The following is a 20427-nucleotide window of genomic DNA, read 5'->3' as shown; positions in this document are numbered from 1 at the left end:
ACTTATGACAGACTTGCAACCATCACAAGATGACCATGTAAACAGCAATCGCTCTCTGAAACAATTAGCTTGGGCGATCGAATCCTCCGTGGGACAGTTTAAGCTGATATTGGCACGGTGTAATTATGCTAGCTTGCGCGATCGCTTAATCTCCAGATTGCAAGAAATTTGTCAAGTTGAAATTCGTGTCTTGGCAGTGCAGCAATCTAACAAAACTCTTTATACTGCGGTTCAGGAAGAATTTGGCGCAGAAATACCAGCCTGTGTGATGGTTGTGGGTTTAGAATCAGTGCAGAATTTGTCTGTGATGTTAACTTCTGCCAATCAGGTGCGGGAAGAGTTTCGCAAGAATTTTGCTTTTCCTTTAGTGTTGTGGATTGACGATGAAATCTACAAGCAACTAATACAGCTTGCGCCAGATTTAGAAAGTTGGGCAACTACGAGAGATTTTGCCATATCAACGCAAGAATTAGTAGATTTTATTATCGAAACGGCTAATAAATGGTTTAGTAATAACTTAAACTTTAGCGCCGATGTATATATTAAATTGGAGAATGAGTTAGAATCGGCGCAAAGATATTTACTTAAAAAGCCCGATGTTTATAATTTAGAAATTCAAGCTGATTTAGAATCTTTGTTAGGTTTTATCAAACAGATAAATAATCAAAAAGATTCAGCGTTAGAGTATTATCACAAAGCTTTAAAGCTTTGGCAGGAAAATAAAAATTTAGAACGACAGGCAAAAATCCTCGGTGACATTGGCTTTTGCTATTATTTAAAAGCTTTTAAACATCAAGATATCAATCATCCAGATTGGCAAGCTACTTGGCATTATATTCAAGAGTATATAAATTTTATTAACCAGTTCCGAAATCCAGATTTAATTGCTAATGCAGTAGTTAAGTTCGGTGATATCTTGCGAGACTTGCAAAAGTGGGAAACCTTGCAGAGCCTTACAGAAAATGCTCTAGTAATCCATCAAAATAACAACCAGCTAAGAGAATTAGCTAAGGATTACGGTTTTTTAGCTGAGATGGCTTTAGCTCAAAAAGACTGGGTAAAAGCAAATCAATTAGTTCAGCAAGCCTTAAAGGTTTTTTCTACGATTCCCAATCTGGAATCAGCAAATACATCAGGAATTTTATCTGATATTCCCGAAAGAGATTTAAAATCAAAAGATTTAAGCTTATATCAGTTTATTTTAGGTCGTTCTCAATACCATTCAGGTGAAATTAAACAGGCAACTCTCAGCTTAGAAAATGCTAGTAATGTTGGTAATCCCTTAGAAGATGTCAGACTTTACTTGGATATTCTCAGGTTTTTGCAGCAGCTTTACTTTAAACAAAAAGAATATCTCAAAGCATACAAAATCAAACAGGAACGGCTTTCTATTGAACAGCAATTTGGTTTGCGGGCTTTTATTGGTGCGGGTAAATTAGAAGCTACAAAACAGGCATTTGTAGAGACATTGCGCTCAAACTCTCCCCAAGGAAATATTGCCCCAGAAATTGCTGCATCTGGTCGCCTATTGGATGTAGAACGTTTAATTGAACGCATGGGTCGCCCTGATTATAAGTTGATAGTAATTCATGGGCAATCGGGTGTCGGCAAAAGTTCTCTAGTGAATGCGGGATTAGTACCAGCTTTAAAGAATAAAGCGATCGGTGTTCAAGATTATTTACCCGTGATAATGCGTGTTTATACCAACTGGGTGGAAGAATTGGGGAGGCTTTTGGGAGGAAGTGGGGAATGGGGAGAGTTAGAACCTCAACTTTCAGCTTCGGAAGGTCAACTTTCAGCTTCGGAAGGTCAACGTCGAGCCTCAGAAGGTCAACGTCGAGCCTCAGAAGGTCAACTTTCACCCTCAGAAGGTCAACGTCGAGCCTCAAAAGGTCAACTTTCACCCTCAGAAGGTCAACGTCGAGCTTCAGAAGGTCAACTTTCACCCTCAGAAGGTCAACGTCGAGCTTCAGAAGGTCAACTTTCACCCTCAGAAGGTCAACTTTCACCCTCAGAAGGTCAACGTTCAGCCTCAAAACTCGGAACTACGCAATATTTGATATCCAGACTCAAAGAAAACGAACAGCATAACCTCCGCACAGTCCTAATTTTCGATCAATTTGAGGAATTTTTCTTTGTTTACACCGAACCTGCACAAAGGAAGCAATTCTTTGAGTTTCTGGGAGAGTGTCTGAATGTTCTATCGGTGAAAGTTATCTTATCGCTGCGGGTAGATTACATTCATTACTTGCTAGAGTGCAATGATTTGCCCAGTCTCAAGATTATTGGCAATGACATTCTCAGTAATAATGTGCTTTACAAATTGGGGAACTTCTCACCTGCTGATACAAAATCAATTATTCAGCGTTTAACCGAAAATACTAGTTTTCGCTTAGAACCTGCTTTAGTTGAACAACTGGTGCAAGATTTAGCCGGAGAATTGGGTGAAGTTCGTCCCATTGAGTTGCAGGTTGTAGGGGCACAACTGCAAACGGAGAATATTATAACTCTGGCAGAATATCGGCAGCGTGGCACTAAAGACGAATTGGTTAAGCGTTATTTAAATGAAGTTGTTCATGATTGCGGTGAAGAAAATCAGCAAGCAGCAGACATATTACTGTATTTGCTGACCGATGAAAAAGGAACTCGCCCACTCAAGACTCGCGCTGAATTAGAACGCGATTTAATGCCGTATTTCTCGGAGATCCCCCCAACCATTCTAAAAAAGGGGGGCTTTATTCTTTCAACCCCCTTTTTAAGGGGGTCGCCGCAGGCGGGGGGATCAGAAACTAGGGCGGAACAAGCTTCTGAAATCAGTAAATTAGATTTAATATTAGAAATTTTTGTCCAATCTGGCTTAGTGGTTTTGCTACCAGAAAACCCCGCCGACCGTTATCAACTGGTACATGACTACATCGCCGCCTTTATCCGCCAGCAACAGGAACCGAAGTTAAAGCAGGTAATGGCAGAACTGGAAAAAGAACGAGAACAAAGAAAACAAAGTGAAGTAAAACTTAATCGTGTTTTCAAACGCGCCCTTTTTGGTTCCATAACCGCAGGTTTAGGATTTGCTGTTTTAGCAGCAGCAACATTCCAGTGGGCAGTAGAGGCAAATGTTAATCAAATTAACGCCATCAATAATTCTTCTGAAGCCTTTGCTGTCTCTGAACAATACCCAGATGCTTTAATAGCAGCCTTAAAGGCAGGTAGCAAACTCAAGCATACACTTTGGGCACATAACAGAAGCGATACCCTAATGCAAACTGTGACAACTTTACAGCAAGCGGTTAACTTAAAGCCAAATGAGAAGAAAGAAAATCGTGCGATCGAGGTTAATACCTTAGAAGGGCATAGCAGTAGGGTCTTTAGCGTCGGATTCAGCCCCGATGGCAAGACACTGGCTTCTGGCAGTTTAGACAACACGATCAAACTCTGGGATGTCAGCACAGGCAAAGCCATCAAAACCCTGACTGGGCATAGCAGTCCGGTCTATAGCGTCGGATTCAGCCCCGATGGCAAGACACTGGCTTCTGGCAGTGGTGACAAGACCGTGATTTTATGGGATTTGGATTTCGATAATTTATTACACAGTGGTTGCAACTTGTTGAATAATTACCTAGTTATCCATCCAGAAGTGTTAGAAGAGTTGCAATCATGCCAAACTCCATCTCGCTTGGTGTTGGGGGCAACAGTGTTAGTCATCCAAGGTGAGAAGTTAGCGCGAGTTGATGATATTGATGGCGCTGTTGAAAAGTTTGGCAAAGCACAGCAGTGGGATAATACATTAAAGTTTGATTCACAGTCCAGAGCGAAAGAGTTGGCGAATCAAGGTAAGGTTGAACGTTTAGTTGATGAAGGGAACAGCCGCTTACAAGAGAAAAAGTTTAAGGAAGCCCTAGCTGCTTATACCGAAGCTCTCAAGCTCGATCCAAAAGCCGAAGTTCCTGCTGATTCTTGGAATACACTATGCTGGGACGGTAGTCTGCAAAAACAAGCTGCTGATGTGTTACCAGCCTGTGAAAAAGCCGTTGCACTTGCACCTAAAGATGGCAATATTCGTGATAGTCGTGGCTTGGCTAGAGCGCTGACAGGCAACTATCAAGGGGCGATTGAGGACTTTGAAGCATACATCGCCCAGCCTGGAGATAAAGATAGTAAAGCACAACGGCAGCGCTGGGTAAAAGATTTACGCGCGGGGAAGAATCCGTTTACAGAAGCAGAGCTTAAGAAGTTACAGAATTAGTGAGATATTGTGCAAAAAAATGAAGTCATCTCACTTTTGTAAAAATAAGTTTATGACCTCTCTCCAAACCCTCCCCTAAGAGGGGCTACGGTGTACACACAAGTCTGAAGTAGTTTAAAAGGCTGGTTTTTACCCCACCCTAACCCTCCCCTTGTAAAGGGGAGGGAACTAGATTTTCGGCTTCCCCCCAATACATCGGGGGGATTGAGGGGGGTAATTCGACTTGTGTGTACACCGTAGCCTAAGAGGGGAGAGGTTTTGAGTCTTACTCCCCAACCGTAATAGGGAAGGTCTATTCTAAACGTAGGGCTTTTACTGGGTCGATTTGGCTGGCCCGCACCGCGGGAAGCAAACTAGCTCCCACCCCTACCACTAGCGCTGACCCCAGTGCTAGCACTGCAATTTTGCTATCAAACTCATAGGGCAAACTAAAGGTATCAGTAACCACAACTGTCAATCCATGCACCACTCCCAACCCTGCTGTCCCTCCTATTAAACTTAAAAGCATCGCCTCTAGAATAAATTGCAGCATGATTTCTCGTTGGGTTGCACCCACCGCCCGTCTCAAACCTATTTCAGCAGTTCGTTCAGTTACTGAGGCAATCATAATATTTGCAATCCCAACACCGCCAACTAATAGCGCGATCGCTCCTACTGCTGTTAGACCTTGAGAAGCCATCTCTAGAGTTTTCTGCTGCTGTATGATATCTGATACATTATTCCAAAATTTAAATTTGTAACCTGGAAATCTTTGTAGAAGCAATTCCTCTGCTTGGTGGCTTAACTCTTCCACATCTTCAAGTGAATAAGGGCGCATTTGGATGCTCCCAATGTCTCGGCTACCCGTCAAAGCGTTGTAAATAGACATCGGCACATACAGTTGACCCGCCGGGGGCGCATCTTCATTTAAACTAGTCGCTACCACCCCAACGACGATATAAGGTCTTTGCCCAGCATAAATCAGCTGCCCCACAGGTTCCTGCTTTTGGAAAAGCTGTTCTGCCAGCAATTGATCGATTACTATCACCGGACGGTAGTTGGCAAAATCTTCAGATGTGAAAAACCGTCCCGACAGCAATGATTTCCCTGAAGTTAGCAAAAAATCTTGGGAAACAGGTGACATGGATGGAGTAAACTCCTTGTCTCGAAAAACAGTTGGCGTAGAACCAGCCCAATTAAAAGAACTGATCGCCTGTAAGCCTACCATTCGCTGTCGTAAGAATTCCATGTCTTCCAACTTGAGTGAGGTACTTTGACCACCAGAATCCCAGTTTGGATAAACTGAAACTTGAGGTGCGCCTCGTTTTGCCAATTGTTGGGCGATCGCAGCCCGGCTAATAGTACGAACCTGAAGCGTAGCGCTGACAGCAGCCACACCCATAAATACCCCCAGAATAGTCAAAGCAGAACGCAAGGGGTTCCTACCTAAGGAGTGAAAGGTAATATTTAATAAGTCAAAAGCTGAAAGAGCCATAATAGTCGTGCCGTTACTTTTCACTTGCCTTAACTGGCAGCCCTGGCTTGAGTTGCGACTCAACAGGCGGTAGTATGACCTGTTCGCCAGGTTGCAAACCAGAGGTTACTTCTACAGTCATTAACCCTTCCAATCCCAGGTTAATAGTGCGTTTTTGGGCTTGATTTTGGTTATCCCGAACCCACACAAAGGGATGTGGTTGCGATCGCACAATAGCATCCGTCTTCAAAACTACTACGTTCTGCCGTTGCTGCAACACAACCTCGACATTTACCCTACTACCAGGGAGCAGTGTACGAGTAGGGGTATCAAGCCGAATGGTTGCGGGTACAGTTGGTTGATCTGATTGATTTTGACCGCCTCCCTCTGGTTTCTGAGCTTCAGATGTGAGTGCTTGAGGATACAGGCTTTGTACATGTCCAGTGAATGTTTTGGCATTAGGCCCGATCGCATTAACGCGGGCAAGTTGGTTAACTTGAACTTGAGCAGCGTTGAGAGTAGAAAGCTGGAGTTTCACCAATACTTTGCTGGGATCGCCCAAGGTAAGCAGGTTGGTACGCAACTCTACTCCATCACCATCCTCTACATTCACACCCAAAACTACGCCATTTAATGGTGCAGTTACAATATTATCCTGGAGTTGCTGCTGAATAAGTTGACGCTCCAATTGCAAACTCTGAATTTTGAGAGCCGTTGTACGTGCCTCTGCTTGAGTATCTCGCAAACTAGACCGAGCAACGCGCACTGTATCTTCTTGCGCTTGGGCTTGTTGTTGGGCAATAGCTCCTTCACGCACTAGGGGAGCAAGCCTCTGGAGTTGTTGTTCCTCGGCTGTTAATCGTTCTTGGGCTTCAACAATTTTCTGGCGACTACGTGCTAGGTTGAGTTGCTCTTGTTGAATTTGCAACTGCTGATTGGTAAGAGCAATTTTTCGCTCAGGGTAGCGCAGGGTGAGCAGCACTTGACCAAGCTTTACCCTGTCACCAGGTTTTACCATTACTCGTTCCACTGCACCCTCTTTTGGCGATTTCAAGATCCGTTGTTCTTCCAACTCAACAGTACCAGTCTCATTGATTGTGGTTTCAACATTACCTCGCTCCACGGTGAGTAAGCTTACTGCTATTGGCTCAGGAGGTTGATTGAGAACTAAAAAGTATGTCAAACCACCCACACCGACGACAGCCAAAACTCCTGACCAGGCTAGCCATCGACCTGCAATCTTGAACTTATTTTTTTCATATTTCCAGATCATGAAACTTGTCCCAGTGTGAGTTTGCAGTTAACGACAAGTGAGGACAGCTAATACTGCCGTAAATCGAAGGCAACGAGGCGGCTATTTTTTAGTACACAGCGAAAATTGGAGCGCAGATAGCGATGCAACGCGTCATAGTGATACAGCCACCAAAAGGCTGGCCATCCAAAAACGATGAAGCTAGCTCCAAAGGAACGCGATCGCTCTAGTTCTGAAATTGCCATCTCGTCGTCTGTTGGTGGCCCCCAATACTGTCCATCTCGTTCCAGGAAAGGTATAGCATGACGATCTGCTAATGGCTGTCCCCACTGATTTTGGTCAACTAGAATGAAACTATTTCCTGGGGGAATCAGTGCAGTTATGTCTTCTACTGCTAGTTCTAATCGTTCTGCCCAACTCCAATAGAGGTGCGGTACAAGGTGGTGTATCGACTCACTTTTTCTGGCATTCAAAGCTAGCAAGCGCTCTGCTAGTTGCTGACGATAGGTTGCATCAGCAGCCCGCTCAGATTGGAGAAGGTAAGCGATCGCATCGATGGACTCTGCTAGTACCGCAAACTTCTGCCAAGGGTTATCTGATATCTGTCCTGGATGAGCGCGAATTTGGGCAAGTTCCTTATTCAAGAAAACAATGTCAAAACGCGCCGCTAGCCTAAAGGATAGGTTTGAGTCAATCGTGTTCCAGGAGTGTGGACTATCAAACGAGCCGACTTCAAAAAGTGCAGCAGCCCGCATCATTGTAGTAGCAGTATAAATAGAACAACCGCGCCAGGCAATACATAAGTCGATATACTCCAAGCCGTTGATTAAGCCATCGGGCATATCTCCAACGTCTTGTTTTTGAGGCAGGATCGTGCCATTGTCATCCATGAATTTAGGCAACGCTAGAGAAAACCCAGCGCTGGGATGTTCATCCAAAGCTTGAACGGATTCACGGATAAAACCAGGGAGAATCAAATCGTCGTCCGGCACTATGGTTAGATATGGACTCTGATTCACTTCAATGATGCGGTTCCAATTTCTGGCGAAACCAATATTTGTTTCGTGCCTGATATATGTAATTCGCTGGTCTTCTTTTGCAAGCGATCGCACAACCATCTCAGTATCGTCATCGGAGGCATTATCTAATACCAACAACCTTAAATCTGCATAGTCTTGAGCTAACACACTTTCGATACAGCCCTGAAGTAACCCCGCCCGATTGTATGTAGGAATTGCAACAGTCACTTTTTCTTTAGACATTTTTATACTAAGTAATTAAATATGTAAGACTTATGTAAATCTCTCAAACTCTTATCCCTTTGAGGACTTCGCATACTTTGCGGTTCGTTTTATATTCAAAGTTAACCATATTATCAACTAGCAATTTGGTCAAAATCAGCACACATTTGTTTTGCAATACGCTCCCACGTCCAGTTTGAATGAACTCGCCGTGCTGCTTTTTGCCCCGCCACAGCAGCCTCATTTGGATGTTCGTACACCCACCGCATTAGATAGCGGAGGTGTTCATAATCAGGTTCTGCCCACAAACCGAAGTAGCGAACGCGATTTGATTCGATGCCTTGTGCATCTACGAGATGATACTTTAGTAAAAAGCTATCTTCAGGATCGAGGTATTCAGAAGGGCCACTCCAGTTTGTCGCGATCAATGGTAAACCCGTAGACATTGCCTCTAAACCACAAAGACCAAATCCCTCTCCACGGGACGGGAGAATGAATATATCAAGCTCCTGTAAAAACTTTAATAACGCCTCTTGATTCATAAAGCCGGAAATGAATTTTATGCGGGGATCATTTACTTCATAAGCCGCCGCTTTTGCCGAACTCTTCATCAGTAAGCGTACTGATTCTTTAGGAGAAAATTCGTCTTGAAATGCACGCACTAACACATCTATTCCTTTTCTAGGACTGAAGTCACCGAAGGTTCCAAAAGTGAAAATTTCTGAGTGACAGCGATTCAGTAAAGGAAACTGTTGTGGAGCAACTCCGTGGTGCAGAACTTTAATTGGAACGCGGACACCACATTCCAAAAAGCTCTCTACGTTCTGCTGGCAAGGGACATATTGTAATGTTACAGATTTGTTGATTTCCTCAACAAAATCTTTGGGAACTAAAGTAGATTCCCACATGCAATAATTGACGATGCGATCGCATTGCAGAACACTGGGACAAACAGCATAGTGATAGTAAAAGCCAATTCTACTCCAGCGATCCAGAGGTTTAAAAAAGTTTTCAAAGCCTTTTGGCGCTTGATTTTTTGTTGGTGCAATTGTAATATCAACACCTTGATTAGCAACAGCTTTCAGCAGTTGTCGCCCCACAGAACCATAACCTTCATTTGGACGTAGTATCGAGTGCCAGATTAATTCCTTCCGTCCTGGCTGCCAAGTACTGGGATCAAAAGCAGCAATTTCGGCAGCGTCAGGTATTAAATCATGTTGAGCAGCAGCCCCCGCTTTGGCTAATCTGTGCTGGTGATTCCAATAGACTTTTTCCCATTCTTGCCAGCAATTTCCTGCTGACACACAATTTTGATGCCAGTGATGAGATGTGATCGCCACTGGAATATGCCGGAGTAAATGCACCTGACTCATTCGCAACCACAAATCCCAATCTTCATAGGCTTGTAATGATGAGTCAAAACCCCCTACTTCAAGTGCCGCACTTCTTCGGTGCATGACATCAATAGCAAAGATGTAATTTCCATAACCCAGAAGTGTGCCGTCATACACAAATGAGTAAGCGACTGGGGACGGTGACACGCCTGCTTGCACCCATTCAGAATCACCGTACACGAGGCTGATATCTGGGTTCTCTCTCAAGTACTGCAAAAGTATACTTAGATGATTCGGTTTCCATTCGTCATCATCATCACAGTAGGCGACGAATGTACCCCTAGCAGCATTTAATCCTTCAGAACGGGCAGATCCTATACCATGATGCTCAGTTCGGATTAAACGTATAGACGTATGATGATGTACCTCTACTGGTTCATCACTACCATCATCAATAATGATCAGTTCAAAGTCTTGCTCGTCTTGCTTCAAAACAGAATCAATTGCCTTTTGTAGGTTTGAGTGTCTGTTATACGTGCATATAATGACGCTGATTGTAGGGGGAACAGAATTACTCATCTGAAATCTTCCTCCTTAAATTATGCAATTGAGGAGTTGGGTTAGCACTTTACGGGCATCAAAGTACTCTTCGGCAATTTCTCTAGCTGCTTGACAGTGGAACTTGTAGCGGCTGTTAATTTCTTCGATTCCCGCCAGTGCTTCTTCAAGCGTATTGAATGGAACAACGCCATATCCTGTCTGATGCAACCAGTCAGAAAAGCCTGTTTCTTGAACGAGTACTGGGCGACCACTGGCGAGGTAAGCAGCACTCCGCTCACTAAACCAACCACTGCGACTAATTACATAGCCATGTTTAGCGACGGTGAACTCTGCTTTGGACTGTTGAATGTAGTGCTGATAAGTCGAAGGGGCTAATGTCGTCTCGTGGGGATCTTGTAGTATCCAGCCTTTACTAGCAAGTAGCGATCGCGGTGCTGTTGGGCTACCTAACGCCAACTCAAATATAGATTCCGTCTTCTGGGGTAAATCTAAGTAAGGCTGAAAAGAGTCAGACTTCATGCCGTAATGTTGCCCATTGTATTCACGGGCTGGGTAACTGTCCCAGAGCATGACAGTGGTAAACTTCCCTTCCTCAACTCCTAGTATGGCAGGCCAAGCATCTAAAAAGATGGGATGGCGCGTAGCTTGCCAAGGTAGTCCATCATTAGGGATGGTGGAGAGATTGCACTCAATATTTTCTCCAAAGGTTAAGAAAGCTGTGTGTTGCTTGGCTAAATTTAGAGCTGCGGGATCGGTTAAGTGGCGAATCTGGGTAAAAACTGGATCTTTATCGATGAATGCCCGTGCTGGGATCTCCATCAGCCAAGGGCGCAGAGGATTCACACCGGAAAAGTTCAAAACGACATCGGCGGTAGCACAGACGCTTAGGATATTGTGAGCGCAGGGGCCATACCAAGATGATGTGTGAGCATCGTAATACGCCCAGTGATCGCCTAGTCCGACTTTGGCAAAAATGCGCGTTGCAAATTCCAGCCCGTAGGTTGGATCTGTATCCATCACACCTCTAACTGGGTCATAGCAAGAGGGGTAGTCGTCGCTATCCTCAACGAAGTAGACATCGTGTCCCAAGCTGGCAAGACCTAAAAGGTAGTGCAAATCGCTCCAAGCCATGCCACCTATAGGGCCGCGCACGATGTAGCCAAGCACAATAATCCGCAGACGGTTGACCGGATCGGAATTGGTTGGGGTGCTGGTAATGTTAAAAGGTAGGTTAGTCATGACGACCTCCTCAAGATAGCGCTGCATTAAGTAGTTGGCTGAGTACTAAATTCGAGTCGAAATACTCGTGGGCAATGTTACGTGCCGCTTTTGTGTGCCATGTATAATTTGCCTCGACTTCATGGATAGCTGCGATCGCTTCTTCCTGTGTTGTGAATGTCAAAATCCCCTCTCCTACAGGCAGGATGGCACTAAAGCCAGTATCCTGAACAACTACAGGACGAGCAGCAGCCAAGTAGCAAGCGGAACGGCAACTAAACCAACCACTAGCCATCGCTACGTATACGTGTTTAGCTGGGGAAAGTTCACCTCGTGAGTTAGCGATAAATTTCTGATAACTTTCTGGAGTTAATGTTGCGCTAGGCCCATCCACTACTTTCCACCCTGCACTTGCTATCTCCATTAAGGGAGCTTTCACACCACCTACTGCCACAGAGAGAGGTACACTTGTGCGTTGAGGCAAAGTCAGCAATTTCTCAAACTCACTGCCTTTGCTGTTATACTCTACACCTTTGTAAACTAACTTTCCTTTGAAGGCGTTCCAAGTCATGATCGTCGTCCACGCTCCCATTTGGGGCGGTGGAACGCAGGCGACACGCTCCCACAAATCCATCACAACTGGCATCCGCGTTGTTTGCCATGCAAAATCTACCTTGGGGATGAGGCAATCTGCGTTGTGGATGTTCTCTGCATAGGTAAAGTGTCGGTCGTGGGCTGCTACTGAATCGCACCATCGCTCAACGTTCTCTGACCAAGCAAAGCGCTCACTAAGCATGAGTTGGTTGTAGCCAGGATCGGTGTCGAGGAAGATTTTTACGCACCGCGACGAGAGGCGATCGGGAATTATGCACGATCCACTAACATTTAGAAATACATCAGCTGTCCGTGCTACTTCGTCGAATTCTGCTCGGTTCATGCCGAAGCTGGTTGAATGCAAGTGCAGGTAATGCCACCGCTTTTTTAGTTCTGGCGCGTACTGCTCCCAGAAATCTTGAATGTATTGCGTTGAGTAGCTAGCGTCTGAGGTATAGGTTTTTTCGAGGGGATGATATGGCCAACTCCAAGTGTCTTCGTGATAGTATACGTCATGCCCCAACCGCGCCAGTCCGATGACGTACTGGAGATAATCCCACGCTACCCCACCGACTGGATACAAGCCGACGAGTCCTGTGACGATGATGCGAAGTTGTGAAGACATTGGTAGCTACCTAGTACCGCAAGGCGGAATTAAAAATTAAAAATTAAAAATGAATACAGCGTAAGTGTTTTATTCATTTGGAATGGGTGGTTTATTTCCGCCGACCTGTACTAGTAATGTAAGGAGGCAGAAAAATTTTAGATTTTGGATTGCCGATTTTAGATTGAAATATTTTCCTAATCTAAAATCCAAAATTGATTGACTCAACACTCACGATTATGCAGCTATTAAATTGATGAGTCGTCCGTCTTCGATTTCCATCCGCAAATCGCAAATCTCTAGGGTACTCAGGCGGTGGGCAATCATAAAGGTGGTGCGTCCGTATACAAGACGTTCCATTGCTTCCATAATTGCAGTTTCGGTTTTGGTATCGACGGAACTGGTGGGTTCGTCAAGGATCAAGATGGGAGCATCTTTGAGGAAGGCACGGGCCAGGGAAATTCGCTGACGTTCGCCACCTGAGAGGCACATACCGCGTTCGCCGACTTGAGTTTCGTAACCTTGCGGTAGTTTGGAGATGAAATCGTGGGCGTTGGCTGCTTTGGCTGCGGCAATAATTTCGCGATCGCTCGCATCAGGTTTAGCGTATGCAATATTTTCGGCAATACTAGTCGAAAACAGTACAGGCTCTTGTAAAACGATCGCAAACTGGTTGCGGAGATCGGCTAATTTGTAGTCGCGTAAGTCAACGCCATCAAGCAAAATCTTTCCATTGGTAGGATCGAAGAACCGCATCAGCAGGTTTACCAGGGTTGTCTTACCCGCGCCTGTTCTGCCAGCAATGCCTAAGTGGGTTCCAGCCGGAATTTCAAAGGAGATGCCCCGCAAAACTTGGTGGTTGTCAAAGGCAAAGGAAACATTATGGAAGCTGACAGCGCCTAAAGCACGAGAAATCGGTTGAGCCTGTTTGCTCTCAACTACATCTGGTGCTTGATCGAGAAGCAAAAAAGCTCGCTCGGCACTAGCTAGCGATCGCTGTAGCCCTGTGACTTGATTACCGATAGATTGCAAGGGCCCATATAGCTGTATAATATAAGCCTCTACTACAAGTAGCTCACCTAAAGTTAAAATACCCGTTTGGACGTGTCGGACACCCATGTAAAGGATGACAGCATACCCTACAGCAGTTATCACATTGATCAGGGAACTGACAAAATTTTGGATGGCGACGACGCGCATACGTATCCAAATGGCTTTGCTAAAGTTGCTGACAAAGCGTTCTCGTTCGCGCTCCTCCCGACCAAAAGCCTTGACAACACGAACGGCTCCCAATACCTCCTGGACAACTGACATTGCCAAACTTTCAAACTTTTGATAGTCAAGCCACTGAGTACGTAAGCTACCACTTGAGATCCGCGTCACTAAAAACAAAAAGGGTGAAACTAACAGTGCAATCAGAGCTAGCTGCCAGTCAATCAGGGCAGTGACATAGAACATGCCAACGAGCCACAAACCTGTAATAAATAACGGTACAATGCCATCAATCGTTGTCCATTGAATGGCAGGAGCATCGTATTGGATGCGGTATGTAGAGTCGAATGTGCCTACGGAATCATGGTAAGAAAGTGAAACGCATTGAGCGTGATGCAAAAGGCGGGCCCGGAAGTCCAAAACCATCTTTTCACTTGTATACGTTCGCAGTAACGAACTTGCCAGCCCAAGGAGTGGACGCAGTAAGGCAATGAATATCACGAAGCTGGCAGCGAATATCAGTAAAGTAGTTTTGGAACGCGTCAAGGTCGCTGGGAGGAGTGCATCCAAGAAGCTAGGGAGCGGTTGAGAGCCGATAACGTTGTCAACAACAATCTTTAACGGCAGTGGGGTAAGCAAGGCGAGGGGAGTTGACAGCAAGTCAAGCACAAAAGTACCCACAATGTGAAACCAGTAGGGTTTTACTTGAAGCAGCAACCGCCGATATATCTTCAAATCTATAGCGAACTTTGCGGTAGTCATTATGGCTGTAATATTGCACTTTGCGGGGCAGACTTATTACCCGTGGCTTGTATTGGTAGTAAGTACACTCTTTTAGCAATAATCTCCAGTACTTGGTAGAGAATACGTCCCAACTGAAAGTTCTGATATAAGATGACGGTGGCGTTGAGTATACTTACTGCAATTGTGACTGTTGCTACTTCTGGCATTCCCAGAACGATCGCCACAATTGTGAACAGGCAATAGGCAATCATAGCCATAATGGCTAACTGTGACATTCTCAAGGCACACCGCACTCTCAAAACTCTTTTGTTACCCCCATGATTTTCAGTACATACTTTCAGCTGAACTTTTGACCAAATCCCCTGATAAATTTCTAAATCCCAGTCGCTCCAGCCTTGATCCATTGCAATGAAATACTTGCAAGGCAAGAGTAAATCCATTACCTTTTGCAGCAAGTTCTCCTTCTCTATTCCTGCTTCTGTCCAATAGGACAACTCATAAGCGCGATCGCGCCAGGAAATATTTACTTTGTGGGCTGGCGAATCAAACTGAATTAAATCTGCTTGAGTTAGTGTTTGAGTCATTTTTTTAGAGGCTTCCATTTTTATTTACAGTTCATCAAGCTTTATCGGCTCGGCTTTCTTGAGTTCTTTGATCCGCCATTTATAGCGCTCTATACTACGTACAAGCGGCCCCAGATAAATCAGTAGCGCCACAAGCAACCGTGCCCTTCTTTTGAGGAAACGAGAATCAATCCGCGCTTGTATAGCACCAGCTACACACCAGGTAAAAGAGATAAGGAACATTGCTGCACTCAACCACGGGCGATCGCCAGATAAAAGCGCAGACACAAATAGGATCAAAGCTGCGACATTCCACTCTAGTGTTAGTGGAAGGTAAGAAATGAGAGATGAGGAAGGCTCGTACAAGGTTTGAAACAGACCCCGACCAAACACCCCAGAATAGATAACTGGTTGACCAATACGAAGAAATGTAGATAAATCTCCGTAGATTCTCCCCAACCAAGAGGGCTGCCCCAAAAGGTTAAAGCGGTAGGGATGCTGAAAATAAACGAGTGCTTCTGCCTTTCCATAGCCTTGCTGCTGTTTGAGATAGGCAGCTACTGTGTTACGGCGAAAATGCCATACGATTGCAGCCGGGCTAAAACCAATGATGTAACCTTTATCTTGCAGCCGCCAGCAGATATCGACATCATCACCAGCAGTGCGAAATATCGGGTTAAAGCCGTTAATTTCTTGTAGAACCTCCCGACGAAAAGCCATGTTGCAACCAGCAATATGTTCGGCTACCTCATCATTCAAAAGTATGTGGGTAGGTACACCGGGAGAGACAGCAACGCAAGCGGGAACGAGAGAGTCCTCCGGGGGAGATAAGTTTGGCCCGCCTACAGCAGCGACATCAGAGGAGAGAAACTTGGCAACCAGGTAGGTGAGCCAGTCTGGATCTGCCATACAATCAGAATCGGTATAGGCGACAATTTCGCCAGTTGCGGCAACCATCCCAACATTGCGGGCGACACTTAATCCCTTGTTTTCTTGACTAATTAGGCGTACATAGTCGTAACGCTGAGTAATTTCGAGAGTGCGATCGCTCGATCCATCATTAACTACAATGACTTCATAGTTGGGATAGTTTAGTTCTTTGAGAGAAGCTAAACAACTGTCCATCGTGCGTTCAGCATTGTAAGCACATACAATCACTGAAACTTTAGGATACTCAGGTAGCAGTGGCGGCAAAGGCGCTGTGTAATACTGCTGTACCGTATGGAAAGCTGGTTTCTTAAGGCGTTCGGCATCAACTACACCAAAAGCCCAGTCCTGTATGGCATATCCGCCGGTAAACCACTCATCCGTCCAAGAAAAGATGATCGTTCCTGCTGCTCCCATCTCAAAACTAGATGACAGCTTTTGAGAGAGAATTTCGGCTTGGGCTTGGGTTCCTTCACGCATCGAGTCAACGCCAAACTCACTCAGTACTAGAGGTTTATCCTCGGCAAGGTTATGAAGCCGAGAGAGGTAGCGGCGAAAATCTTGTTCTCGATGCAGGTAAACGTTAAAGCACGAGAAATCAGTAAAGTCAATATTTAAATACTCAGTACAAGGATAATTAGCATAACTTACTAAACCTCCGGGATCACTAAATTTTGCTACCTCCATTAACTCTTTAATAAAAGCCCGAACTGGTTTTGCTCCATGCCATCGGACAATATCTGGAGGAATCTCATTGCCCACCAAATAGGCAAAGGTGGCGGGATGATCCCGGCAAACTTTAACTCCTTGAGTAATGCAGTTACGGATTTCTCCTTTCACAGCAGAAGAGTCGAGGAAGGCGATATGCTGAGACCAAGGTATACCAATTAACAGCCTAAGACCATAGATTGCAGCTAGATCCAAAAGCCAATCAGGTGGAACAGTATAGGTACGCAGGCAGTTAGTCCCCATTTCTGCCATCATAGCGAAATCTTTTTCCACAACTGATTTTTCTGGAAACGACTCACCGTGGCTACCAATGGAGAATGGGCCGTAACTAACTCCTTTAAGAAAAAACTTTTTATCTTTAATAAAGAAAAACTTACCTTTTACTGTGACTACCTCGCCTTTGACAAGTGGTTCAGCACAGAAGCCAGAAGGTGTTGAAGTCAAATTTTGCAAATTACCCCCGACAATTCACTGCAAGTTTATTTCATTGCTGCTGAAACACTACGTCGAGTTTACTTAAAAAGGGAAACACACACACTTAGCTCAGTAACGCATTTGCAGCATATTTTTGCGTTAGTACCACCACAATCGCTATTAGTTAACAGTCTTGTAATAATTAAAGTTTGTCAGAAGTGCGTTTGCGATCGCGTTTACGAAAATGTATAAATTAACGTATAGTTTCAGTCTAGTTTTGTATCCATTTGGTCAGACATTTGGGTAAAAATATTCTGACTCAGCAACGCCAGTTGCTGAGTCAGTTCAAAAATTTGCGCTTGAATAGATAGATTCAGCCTTCAATTTCAACCTAAAGACGAAATGCTACAAAAAATTTGATACTACATATACTTCAATACTTTTCGGATAAACTCAATAATCTCTCTTTTGGTCTGGGGAAAGGTTAAAGGGCAAAGGGGAAAGGTAAATTCAAACCCTTTCCCCCTTAACCGAAAAGTACCGAAAAGTATTGACATATACTTGTCTTGAAAGGGATAGTTCCAAAACTGTTAGTAAGTCAGTGCAATAAAACCAAACTATGTAAATAGAAGTAAATAAGGCTCAAACTCTTTCTCTCCCTGCTCCCTACCTTATTGCAACAATAATTATTTACGCCGATCTACTTACTGTGATTCATAAACCGCTATATGTTGTATCTCATGAATATTTTAGGGGCGGGTAACAATAACGTTACCAAAATATCCTCTGTTACGGTGGGAGTTACTTTACAAGTACTCTTGAGGCAATCTACCAATAAATAGTTGGCAGTGTAGTACTGCTTGAGTATTTCTTTATGCTGCTCGCTAAATTGCCACTGATGACCAATATTGCGAGACCGAACTATCACCAGTCTCAATTCATTAGCCCAAGTCTGACCGTTAGCACTCCACCATTCTTTTAACTTTTCTCTGCCTTGAAATGGAGTCGGTAATTGCTCTTTGAGTTTTTGCAAAGAATGCTGTAACTCAGGGTTACAAGCAACAGTTCCGTTATCAGGGAGAGCAAACCTTAAAGCCAAAACTCGATCTAAAGTCTGCTCGTAAGGAAGAGCAAGGCTTAAACGAAGGGCAAACTGGAGAGCTATATCTAGAGCTAAATCAGGAGTAAGATTGCTAGTAAGCCTGAGATCGATACCAAGAGAAAAAGCTAAGTCGTTAGTCAAGTTCAGGTCGTCGAGAAGTTCTAGTGTCAAATAAAAGGCACGAACACTTACTCTTTTGTGGGTAGACTGAACTGAAAGAGACTTATGGTTGAGCCAGTTGAAGAACTTTTGCAATTGCTTATCAAAGCTGACAAGCTGATCAATATGTTGCTTCATTAATTGCAACAGACAAGTGGGATTATCCAAGATGCCAGCAGTTAATAAAAAGATTTTGTGCCAACGTGCTTCACTCAAATGGCTAACCAACTCAATTATTTTTTTTTCTAATATTTGTGGATTGGGACTAGTAACAATATTTTTTGCTGTTAAATACTGCTGAAATGCTATATGCGAGAATGAGTAAATCCCCCGTGCTTGCTCTATCAGTAGTCCATCTGTCTCAAGCAATTTTAGCACTGCTTCACTGCTGAGTTGCAGTACCTCTGGCTCAGTTTGCTTCATGAGATAGTCCGTAATGTATTGCTGGACATTACTTTGTGTGAAAAAGTAATTACCTTGCTTAAAAGTAATAGCAGCAATTTGACTCAACAGTTCAAGCTTATGAGGTAAAGACAAATGAACATAAATTTCATTTCGTTTAATGTTCCTCACTTTATCCCAGCGATTGAGCAAAATGTCTAACCCTTGCTTATAAAGTTCAACCCTTCTAACTGGAAAGTCTGAGCGGGCTTGAAATACACAACAAATTAGGTTAAGCAAAAGTGGCCTTACGGCTATTTCTCGAATTTGTTGATTCTCCAACAACTGTAATTTTTGCACGAACTCACAAGCTAAAGCTTTTCCTTTTTCTAGGGAATTTTTGCTAACGTTGACAAACCAATTTTGGACAAAAGCCTCAATCTGGGAAGAGTCAAAATCAGCAATTTCAACATCGCTAAATCCCTCAAACTGATAATATTGATAACCAATCCGACATGTAATAATAGACTGATTTCTATAATACTTTTCAGTAAAAGTATCTATTTCACTGATGATTTTAACATTATTATCTTCTGGAATTTCATCTAAGCCATCCAGCAGAATTAACATTCTACCATCAACCAGTAATGTTTGGATTTCTTGATCTGAAGCACCGCAGTCCGCAAGCTCTTGACGAATATAGTTAAATAAACTATGAGTCCCGGTTTTTTTTGCATCCTCAGCAAAGTTTTTCAAACGAATAAAAATAGGTATCCGGTCTGATAGTAATTTGCCTTGATTGCATTGAATGGCAATATGCTGTAAAAATGTGGTTTTACCAGATCCTGGTTTACCTAGTACCATTAGTTTAGGATAGGTAATAACTGCCTGTATTGCAGATAATCGTTCTTGATCAACTTGATTTAAACCAGAACAGTTTAACTCTTCTGGAATTAACTCTTGTAGATCAAGGATATCTAACCATCTTCGACTTGTAATATTATTCAGAATATTCGTGCTGACATAAATTTTTTCTAATTGAATTGGTTGAGCAATATCTAATAATCGCGTAGTAGCACATTGGGATTGAATTTTATTACTTAGACGCGATCGCAACATTTGCACTAAGCTTTCCACATCCTGGCAGTTTTGCCATCCTTGGTTGCCTTCTGTCAGTAACTTCTGATCGGGTAGTTGAGCAATGTCTTGCCAATCTAAACCAAGTTGGAAGCAAATCTCCATGAAATTCTGTCGGTCTATCGGTTTGCCTGTGAAAAACTTCCAGATTGACTGGCGAGTTTCAAGTCCTACCTCACTAGCTAAATACTCTTGCGTCCACTCTCTGATTTTAAAAGCCCTTTTTGCTTTTTCAATACCTACAGTAGATGCTTTCAACGAACGTCGTGCCATAAACCTGTTTTGAATCTCCAGTTATTAACTTAAAAAACCATATCAGGAATTAATTGTTTATCCTTTAAGTTTGTAATAATTTTACTTTAAAGTTTGACTTTAATAAAATTATTTTGAATAGTATAGAAAATAAAAGTAGCTCAGAAAAAAGTGTAATTAGTGTAAGAACACGTATTATTCATATTAGTTTTGTTACTGGTTTTTAAAATTACCTAACTTAATTTAAAGTTTTCTTCCCCCTTATGGCTTATTTATCTTTAGAGAGAGTAATGGTTGCGAGTTTTTT

11 protein-coding genes are annotated in these 20427 nt (G+C 43.6%); 1 reads left to right on the top strand and 10 read right to left on the bottom strand.

Features of this window, described 5'->3' with window-relative positions:
* Positions 1–4 precede the first annotated feature (4 nt).
* Positions 5–4243, top strand: a complete 4239-nt coding sequence (locus RMZ43_RS26060) for a ribosome assembly protein 4 (protein ID WP_322652592.1) — start codon at positions 5–7, stop codon at positions 4241–4243.
* A 292-nt stretch (positions 4244–4535) separates the two neighbouring features.
* Here the strand turns inward: RMZ43_RS26060 and RMZ43_RS26055 are convergent, their stop codons facing one another.
* The 10 genes from RMZ43_RS26055 to RMZ43_RS26010 all read right to left on the bottom strand — a co-directional run bounded on the left by RMZ43_RS26055 (position 4536) and on the right by RMZ43_RS26010 (position 20141).
* On the bottom strand, positions 4536–5717 hold the full coding sequence (locus RMZ43_RS26055; RefSeq protein ID WP_322652593.1) for an ABC transporter permease: 1182 nt from the start codon (positions 5715–5717) through the stop codon (positions 4536–4538).
* A 13-nt stretch (positions 5718–5730) separates the two neighbouring features.
* On the bottom strand, positions 5731–6969 hold the full coding sequence (locus RMZ43_RS26050) for an efflux RND transporter periplasmic adaptor subunit (RefSeq protein WP_322652594.1): 1239 nt from the start codon (positions 6967–6969) through the stop codon (positions 5731–5733).
* Between the two features lie 47 nt (positions 6970–7016).
* Positions 7017–8210 carry a glycosyltransferase gene (locus tag RMZ43_RS26045; RefSeq protein ID WP_322652595.1) on the bottom strand — a complete coding sequence of 398 codons (1194 nt, stop codon included), beginning with the start codon at positions 8208–8210 and terminating at the stop codon, positions 7017–7019.
* A 113-nt stretch (positions 8211–8323) separates the two neighbouring features.
* Positions 8324–10102 (bottom strand): glycosyltransferase, encoded by a 1779-nt coding sequence (locus tag RMZ43_RS26040; protein ID WP_322652596.1) that lies wholly within the window; start codon positions 10100–10102, stop codon positions 8324–8326.
* Between the two features lie 15 nt (positions 10103–10117).
* Positions 10118–11323, bottom strand: coding sequence for a glycosyltransferase (locus RMZ43_RS26035; RefSeq protein ID WP_322652597.1), 1206 nt, complete (start codon positions 11321–11323; stop codon positions 10118–10120).
* A 10-nt stretch (positions 11324–11333) separates the two neighbouring features.
* A complete protein-coding gene (locus tag RMZ43_RS26030; protein WP_322652598.1) occupies positions 11334–12521 on the bottom strand; it encodes a hypothetical protein in 1188 nt (395 codons plus the stop codon).
* 216 nt (positions 12522–12737) lie between these two features.
* Positions 12738–14474, bottom strand: a complete 1737-nt coding sequence (locus tag RMZ43_RS26025) for an ABC transporter ATP-binding protein (RefSeq protein ID WP_322652599.1) — start codon at positions 14472–14474, stop codon at positions 12738–12740.
* Complete coding sequence (locus tag RMZ43_RS26020) at positions 14474–15040, bottom strand: hypothetical protein (protein ID WP_322651838.1); 567 nt, start codon at positions 15038–15040, stop codon at positions 14474–14476. Before RMZ43_RS26020 ends, RMZ43_RS26025 begins: the two co-directional genes overlap by 1 nt.
* Positions 15041–15064: 24 nt before the next feature.
* Positions 15065–17119, bottom strand: a complete 2055-nt coding sequence (locus RMZ43_RS26015; RefSeq protein ID WP_322652600.1) for a glycosyltransferase — start codon at positions 17117–17119, stop codon at positions 15065–15067.
* Positions 17120–17813: 694 nt separating this feature from the next.
* Positions 17814–20141, bottom strand: coding sequence for an NACHT domain-containing protein (locus tag RMZ43_RS26010; RefSeq protein ID WP_322652601.1), 2328 nt, complete (start codon positions 20139–20141; stop codon positions 17814–17816).
* Positions 20142–20427 lie beyond the last annotated feature (286 nt).

The organism is Nostoc sp. CmiVER01, assembly GCF_034531135.2.
In the GTDB taxonomy this organism is placed as follows: Bacteria; Cyanobacteriota; Cyanobacteriia; order Cyanobacteriales; family Nostocaceae; genus Nostoc.
This window is presented reverse-complemented; position numbering and strand designations above follow the sequence as displayed.

Excerpts from the sequence above, each read along its gene's own strand:
- RMZ43_RS26060 (WP_322652592.1), top strand. The coding sequence starts at position 5 with ATGACAGACTTGCAACCATCACAAGATGACCATGTAAACAGCAATCGC.
- RMZ43_RS26055 (WP_322652593.1), bottom strand. The coding sequence starts at position 5,717 with ATGGCTCTTTCAGCTTTTGACTTATTAAATATTACCTTTCACTCCTTA.
- RMZ43_RS26050 (WP_322652594.1), bottom strand. The coding sequence starts at position 6,969 with ATGATCTGGAAATATGAAAAAAATAAGTTCAAGATTGCAGGTCGATGG.
- RMZ43_RS26045 (WP_322652595.1), bottom strand. The coding sequence starts at position 8,210 with ATGTCTAAAGAAAAAGTGACTGTTGCAATTCCTACATACAATCGGGCG.
- RMZ43_RS26040 (WP_322652596.1), bottom strand. The coding sequence starts at position 10,102 with ATGAGTAATTCTGTTCCCCCTACAATCAGCGTCATTATATGCACGTAT.
- RMZ43_RS26035 (WP_322652597.1), bottom strand. The coding sequence starts at position 11,323 with ATGACTAACCTACCTTTTAACATTACCAGCACCCCAACCAATTCCGAT.
- RMZ43_RS26030 (WP_322652598.1), bottom strand. The coding sequence starts at position 12,521 with ATGTCTTCACAACTTCGCATCATCGTCACAGGACTCGTCGGCTTGTAT.
- RMZ43_RS26025 (WP_322652599.1), bottom strand. The coding sequence starts at position 14,474 with ATGACTACCGCAAAGTTCGCTATAGATTTGAAGATATATCGGCGGTTG.
- RMZ43_RS26020 (WP_322651838.1), bottom strand. The coding sequence starts at position 15,040 with ATGACTCAAACACTAACTCAAGCAGATTTAATTCAGTTTGATTCGCCA.
- RMZ43_RS26010 (WP_322652601.1), bottom strand. The coding sequence starts at position 20,141 with ATGGCACGACGTTCGTTGAAAGCATCTACTGTAGGTATTGAAAAAGCA.